Source organism: Deltaproteobacteria bacterium RBG_16_64_85 (assembly GCA_001798885.1).
Classification (GTDB): Bacteria; Desulfobacterota; Deferrimicrobia; order Deferrimicrobiales; family Deferrimicrobiaceae; genus FEB-35.
This window is the reverse complement of record MGQW01000052.1, coordinates 1-4,718: the sequence shown is the minus strand read 5'-3', so window position 1 is coordinate 4,718 and position 4,718 is coordinate 1. Positions and strand designations below refer to the sequence as shown.

Below are 4,718 nucleotides of genomic sequence, written 5' to 3'. Positions count from 1 at the left end.
GGAGATCGTGAAGATCGAGGGAAGAGTCACCAACCCGGCGGGCGAAGCGGTCCTTACGGGCACCGGGACGGTCCTGGTGGCCCGGAGTCTCTGAAGAACGGAAACCGTACGGACAGAAAGGGGGGCGATGAATCTCCCCCTCATTTTCTCACCCCGGTACGACATCCGGGTCCTGGGGATCATCGGGCGCGACGGTATCGTGTTTCAAGGGCAGGAGTCATCGGGAGGCATCGCGGATACCTCCGCACGCATTCCGGTTCCCGGAATCGATCCTGACGATCGAATCCCACGCTTCGCTCAATGGCCGGCGGCATCTCCCCACAACTGCTTGAGCCGCCGGTCGCGACCGCACCCGGCGCGGTAGTACTTGTACCGGATCGGGTTTTTCTTGTAGTAGTGCTGGTGATACTCTTCCGCCGGATAAAATTCGCCCGCCGGCGCGATCCCGGTGACGATCGGTTCCGGGAAGGGCTTGGTCTTCGCAAGCTCCTCCTTCGATTGTTCGGCCAACAGTCGCTGCTCTTCGCTGTGGTAGAAGATGGCCGTGCGGTACTGGGACCCCACGTCGCAGAACTGCCGGTCCTTGACAGTCGGGTCGACGTTTCGCCAGAAGATCCCGAGAAGCTTCCCGTAGCCGGTCTTGGAGGGATCGAACACGATCTGGACCGCTTCGGCATGGCCGGTTCTCCCCGCGGACACCTGCTCGTAGGTCGGATTCTCCACGGTCCCGCCGGCGTACCCGACGGTGACCGAGACCACCCCGGGAAGGGTGTCGAACGGCGCCTCCATGCACCAGAAGCAGCCGCCGGCAAAGGTCGCCTTCTCCCGTTTCCCGGCAGCCGGTTCCCTGGTTTCCGCCTTTGAACCGCTGCCGGTCATGACCGTTGTGGATGCGATGAACACGAACGATAGGATGATCAACGATAACGTCAACTTTGACATCGTCCTGCTCCTTCCCCGGGATATCCGGTATTCAACGCGATCGGCCGCCGGCAGACTCTTCCTTTTCCGATTGATCCGCCTTGGCAAAAGCAAGGGCCGCCGAATTGATGCAGTAGCGGAGCCCGGTCGGTTTCGGGCCATCCTTGAACACGTGGCCCAGATGCGCATCGCATCTCGCGCACAACACCTCCGTCCTCGTCATGAACCAGCCCGTGTCGGTTTCGGTGCGCACGTTCTCCGCCGCGACCGGCTCATAGAAGCTCGGCCAACCGGTTCCGGATTCGAACTTGGTCTCCGACCGGAACAGGTCGGTCCCGCAGCAGACACACCGGTAGATCCCCTTCCCGTCGTGGTTCCAGTACGTCCCGGTGAACGCCCTCTCGGTCCCCTTCTTCCGGGTGATCTGGAACTGCTCGGGCGAAAGGATCTTCTTCCACTCCTGCTCCGTCTTATGGACTTTATCGGCCATGACATACCCCTCCTGCGCAGCGGAATAGAGTTTGATTTTCTGTGGCCCCGTCCCTTTCATGTCCGTGCGAGCCGGCGAACCTTCCGTGCCGCGTGCCATGCCGCGCGGGAGAGCAATACCCAGCAAGGTCCCTCCCGCCAGAAGAGCGGCATACCGGAGGAATTCTCCCCTTCCCATTTTCCACATCATCACAGTGTCCATCGTGTATGTGCCTCCTCTCTTTCCCGTAAAGATGTATTCGGGGGCGACTCTGCTTCGCCCGCCCCGTATCTTCCATGCTGACGCGCCGGGATCACGTGGACGTAACGGAAAGATCACATTTCGATCACGGAAAATTCGGGGGGACATGCGACGGTAAGCGATGGTGGACGAAGGTGCGGTTCCGCTCGGGCGTAGGGGCTGCGCTTATTCCCCCGGCCGGCCGGCCGGCAGGGTGAATTCGAACGTCGACCCGGCGCCGACCGCGCTTTCGGCCGAAAGATCGCTTCCGTGCAGTTCGAGGATCCTGCGGGCGATGACCAGGCCCAGCCCGGCCTCCTCCCCGTCCTTCCCCGCGTAGGCGTATCTTCCCGCCACGGGATCGAGCAGGCGGGAAAGACGTTCGCGGGGGATCCCGCATCCGGTGTCCGAGACCCGGACGGTCACCCCTGCCTCCTTCCCCTCCGCCTCGATGGCGATCTCCCCTCCTTCCGGGGTGTGCCGCAGGGCGTTGCCGACCAGGTTCTGCAGAACCCGCTCGATCAGGCCGATGTCGGCGAAGGCGAACGGGATCCCCTCCGCGATCCGCATGGACAGACGGATCCTTTTATCCTCCGCGTCGAGCCGGAACTTCTGCAGGATGTCCTGGACCAGGTCGCCCAGCGAAAACCGTTCCTTGCGGACCGCGACATCCGGCGAATCGAGCGTGGCCAGCTCGAACAGCTCGGAGACCAGTGTGGAGAGCCGCCGGCAGTGTCCCACGGCGGTCCTCAGATACTCCTTCCGCTCCTCGGGGGAAAGCCCGCCCTCCTTGAGGGAGAGCGTTTCGAGATACCCCTGCAGGGAGGTCAGCGGGGTACGCAGGTCGTGGGAAACGTGGGTCAACAGCTCCCGCCGAAGGCGGTCGGCCTCCCGCAGTTCCCGGATCTGCCGGACGATCCGCTCCGCCATCTCCGCGAAGGCGGCCCCCAGCCGCTCGATCTCGTCCCCCTTGCCGACGGCGAACCGTCCCTCGATCCCGGGGGGGTCGGAGAACCCGCTTCGCTGGAACTCCTCCACCGCCATGGCGAGCTTGCGGTGCCGGTAAGTGAGCCGGGAGAAGAGGAGCAGGCCGGTCAACAGCGCGAAGAGAACCCCGCCGGCGGCAGCCCAGGCGGAAAGACGCACGATGTAGCTCCCCTGGAGCATCCGGGAGACCGTTTCGAACTCCTCGCCGCTCAGGATCACGTAGAGATACCCTTCCACCGGCCCCTCCACGGGCACCGGCGCGACGGAGAAAACATTCCTCCGCTCGGGGCTGCGCGGGTCGTCCCCCAGGATGGGGAAGGTGTCCTGCCCGGCCAGGAACTGCCGAAGGGGCGCCAGCGACACCCGGTCGAGTTTCACCTTCCCGGGGGGGGCGGAGTAGGAGAGAATCCCCCCTTCCTTGTCGAGGAGGTAGACCTCGATGCCGGGATGGACAGCCATCAGCATGTGGAAGACCTCCCGGATCGCGAGATCCTGGACGCGCCCCTCCTCGATCAGCGGGTTCTCGGCGGCGATATGCCGGGCGAGGGAACGGTTGAGCTTCTGGGTCATCTCCTGGAGGTGGACGCGCGTCGTGAAGAGGGTGAGCAGGACGAAGAGGATCCCGATTCCGAAGAAGAGGAGCGCCAGGACGGCGGAGAGCTTCCCGTAGAGCGTCCGGAACATCGGCTACCCCGTTTCCCGTTCCCCGGGCTCGGCGAAGAGGTAGCCGGCCCCTCGCACCGTCAGGATGTAACGGGGCTTGGCCGGGTTCTTCTCGATCTTTTCCCGCAACCGGTTGATGTGGGAGTTCACGGTGTGTTCGTACCCTTGATAGCTGTACCCCCAGACCTTGTCCAGGAGCTGGGCCCGTGTGTACACCCGGCCGGGATGGCGGGCGAATTCCAGCAAAAGGTCGAATTCCCGCGCGGTGACATGCACGGGGCTCCCCTGAACGGTCACCCTCCGTTTCTCCGGGTCGATCACCAGGTCGCCCGATTCGATCTTCCTCTGCGGCGCCGCCGGATCCTTCGCGCGAAGCGCTTCCACCCTGCGGAAAAGGGCCTTCACCCTCGCCAGGAGCTCGCGGACGTTGAACGGTTTCGTGAGGTAGTCGTCCGCCCCCATCTCCAGCCCCACGATCCGGTCCACATCCGTCGATTTCGCGGTAAGCATCAGGATGGGAGTGTAGTCCTTCCGGTTTCGAATCCCCCGGCACACCTCCAGCCCATCCATCCCGGGGAGGATGAGGTCCAGGATGACGATGTCGAAGGGCTTCGAGAGGGCCTGTGCCAGACCCGTCTTCCCGTCGGATGCGACGGCCACCGAATATCCCTCGTCCCGGAGATGGAGGTCCAGCAGGCGGGCGATATCCTTGTCGTCTTCGATCACGAGGACATTGCGGGACATGGTCCATCGTACCATCAACGATGACCCGCATCCGCTCGCCCCGGATCCACCCCGTCGCGCTCGTCCGGATGGCGCCCTCCCGGATCCGCGCCCCGGTGAAATCCGACCCGAATCATGGTCCATTTCGAATCGGGAGGGAACAGGCGGGATCCCTGGAAATTCCCTTCGGGGGCATAACACTCAACCGCCGGGATATTCAGGGGAAAGGCATGGTTTGGTGGCTTCTCTTCGCAGCCGGGTGGACCATGTTTGCGCTATGGCGTTCGATGGTCATCACGCTCCGACAGACCGATATCGTCCTCGTTGTTTCCGAGGGTCACACCGCCGCCTCCCCCGCCTCGATCTCCACGGTCAACCGTTCGGTTCCCCTCAACACCTCGAGGCGTATCAGGCTCCCGACATCCACCTCGGAGAGGAGACGGTGGAGGTCGTCCACGCTTTGCACGGGAAGGCCGTTCATTGCCACCACGACGTCTCCGGGCAGAACTCCGCCCGCCTCCGCCGGCCCCCCGGAGGAGAGGGAAACCACTTCCACGCCGGACTCCCGGGACAAGTTGAAAAACCGCACGACGCGCCTTGGCAGGGGGCGCGGCCTCCCGGAGATCCCCAGGTATCCCCTGCGAACTTTCCCGCTGGTCAGCAACTGGGACACCACATGGCGGGCCATGTTGGAGGGCACGGCGAACCCGATACC

The 4,718-nt window shown here is 63.9% G+C and carries 4 protein-coding genes and 1 pseudogene; all 5 read right to left on the bottom strand.

Translation table 11 applies throughout. From position 1 onward, the window contains the following. Positions 1-297 precede the first annotated feature (297 nt). The 5 genes and pseudogenes from A2Z13_04905 to A2Z13_04885 all read right to left on the bottom strand — a co-directional run bounded on the left by A2Z13_04905 (position 298) and on the right by A2Z13_04885 (position 4,718). Positions 298-942 carry a peptide-methionine (S)-S-oxide reductase gene (locus tag A2Z13_04905; GenBank protein OGP78476.1) on the bottom strand — a complete coding sequence of 215 codons (645 nt, stop codon included), beginning with the start codon at positions 940-942 and terminating at the stop codon, positions 298-300. A gap of 31 nt (positions 943-973) precedes the next feature. After that, on the bottom strand, positions 974-1,411 hold the full coding sequence (locus A2Z13_04900; GenBank protein OGP78477.1) for a peptide-methionine (R)-S-oxide reductase: 438 nt from the start codon (positions 1,409-1,411) through the stop codon (positions 974-976). Between the two features lie 405 nt (positions 1,412-1,816). Next, positions 1,817-3,301: a hypothetical protein gene (locus A2Z13_04895; protein OGP78475.1), complete on the bottom strand. Its 1,485-nt coding sequence runs from the start codon at positions 3,299-3,301 to the stop codon at positions 1,817-1,819. A gap of 3 nt (positions 3,302-3,304) precedes the next feature. Next, entirely contained in the window at positions 3,305-4,024 is a 720-nt protein-coding gene (locus tag A2Z13_04890; protein ID OGP78474.1) for a DNA-binding response regulator, read from the bottom strand. A gap of 316 nt (positions 4,025-4,340) precedes the next feature. Next, a pseudogene (locus A2Z13_04885) lies at positions 4,341-4,718 on the bottom strand (hypothetical protein).

Bases quoted from the DNA above. Each gene is read 5' to 3' on its own strand.
- A2Z13_04905 (OGP78476.1), bottom strand. From the start codon at position 942: ATGTCAAAGTTGACGTTATCGTTGATCATCCTATCGTTCGTGTTCATC.
- A2Z13_04900 (OGP78477.1), bottom strand. From the start codon at position 1,411: ATGGCCGATAAAGTCCATAAGACGGAGCAGGAGTGGAAGAAGATCCTT.
- A2Z13_04895 (OGP78475.1), bottom strand. From the start codon at position 3,301: ATGTTCCGGACGCTCTACGGGAAGCTCTCCGCCGTCCTGGCGCTCCTC.
- A2Z13_04890 (OGP78474.1), bottom strand. From the start codon at position 4,024: ATGTCCCGCAATGTCCTCGTGATCGAAGACGACAAGGATATCGCCCGC.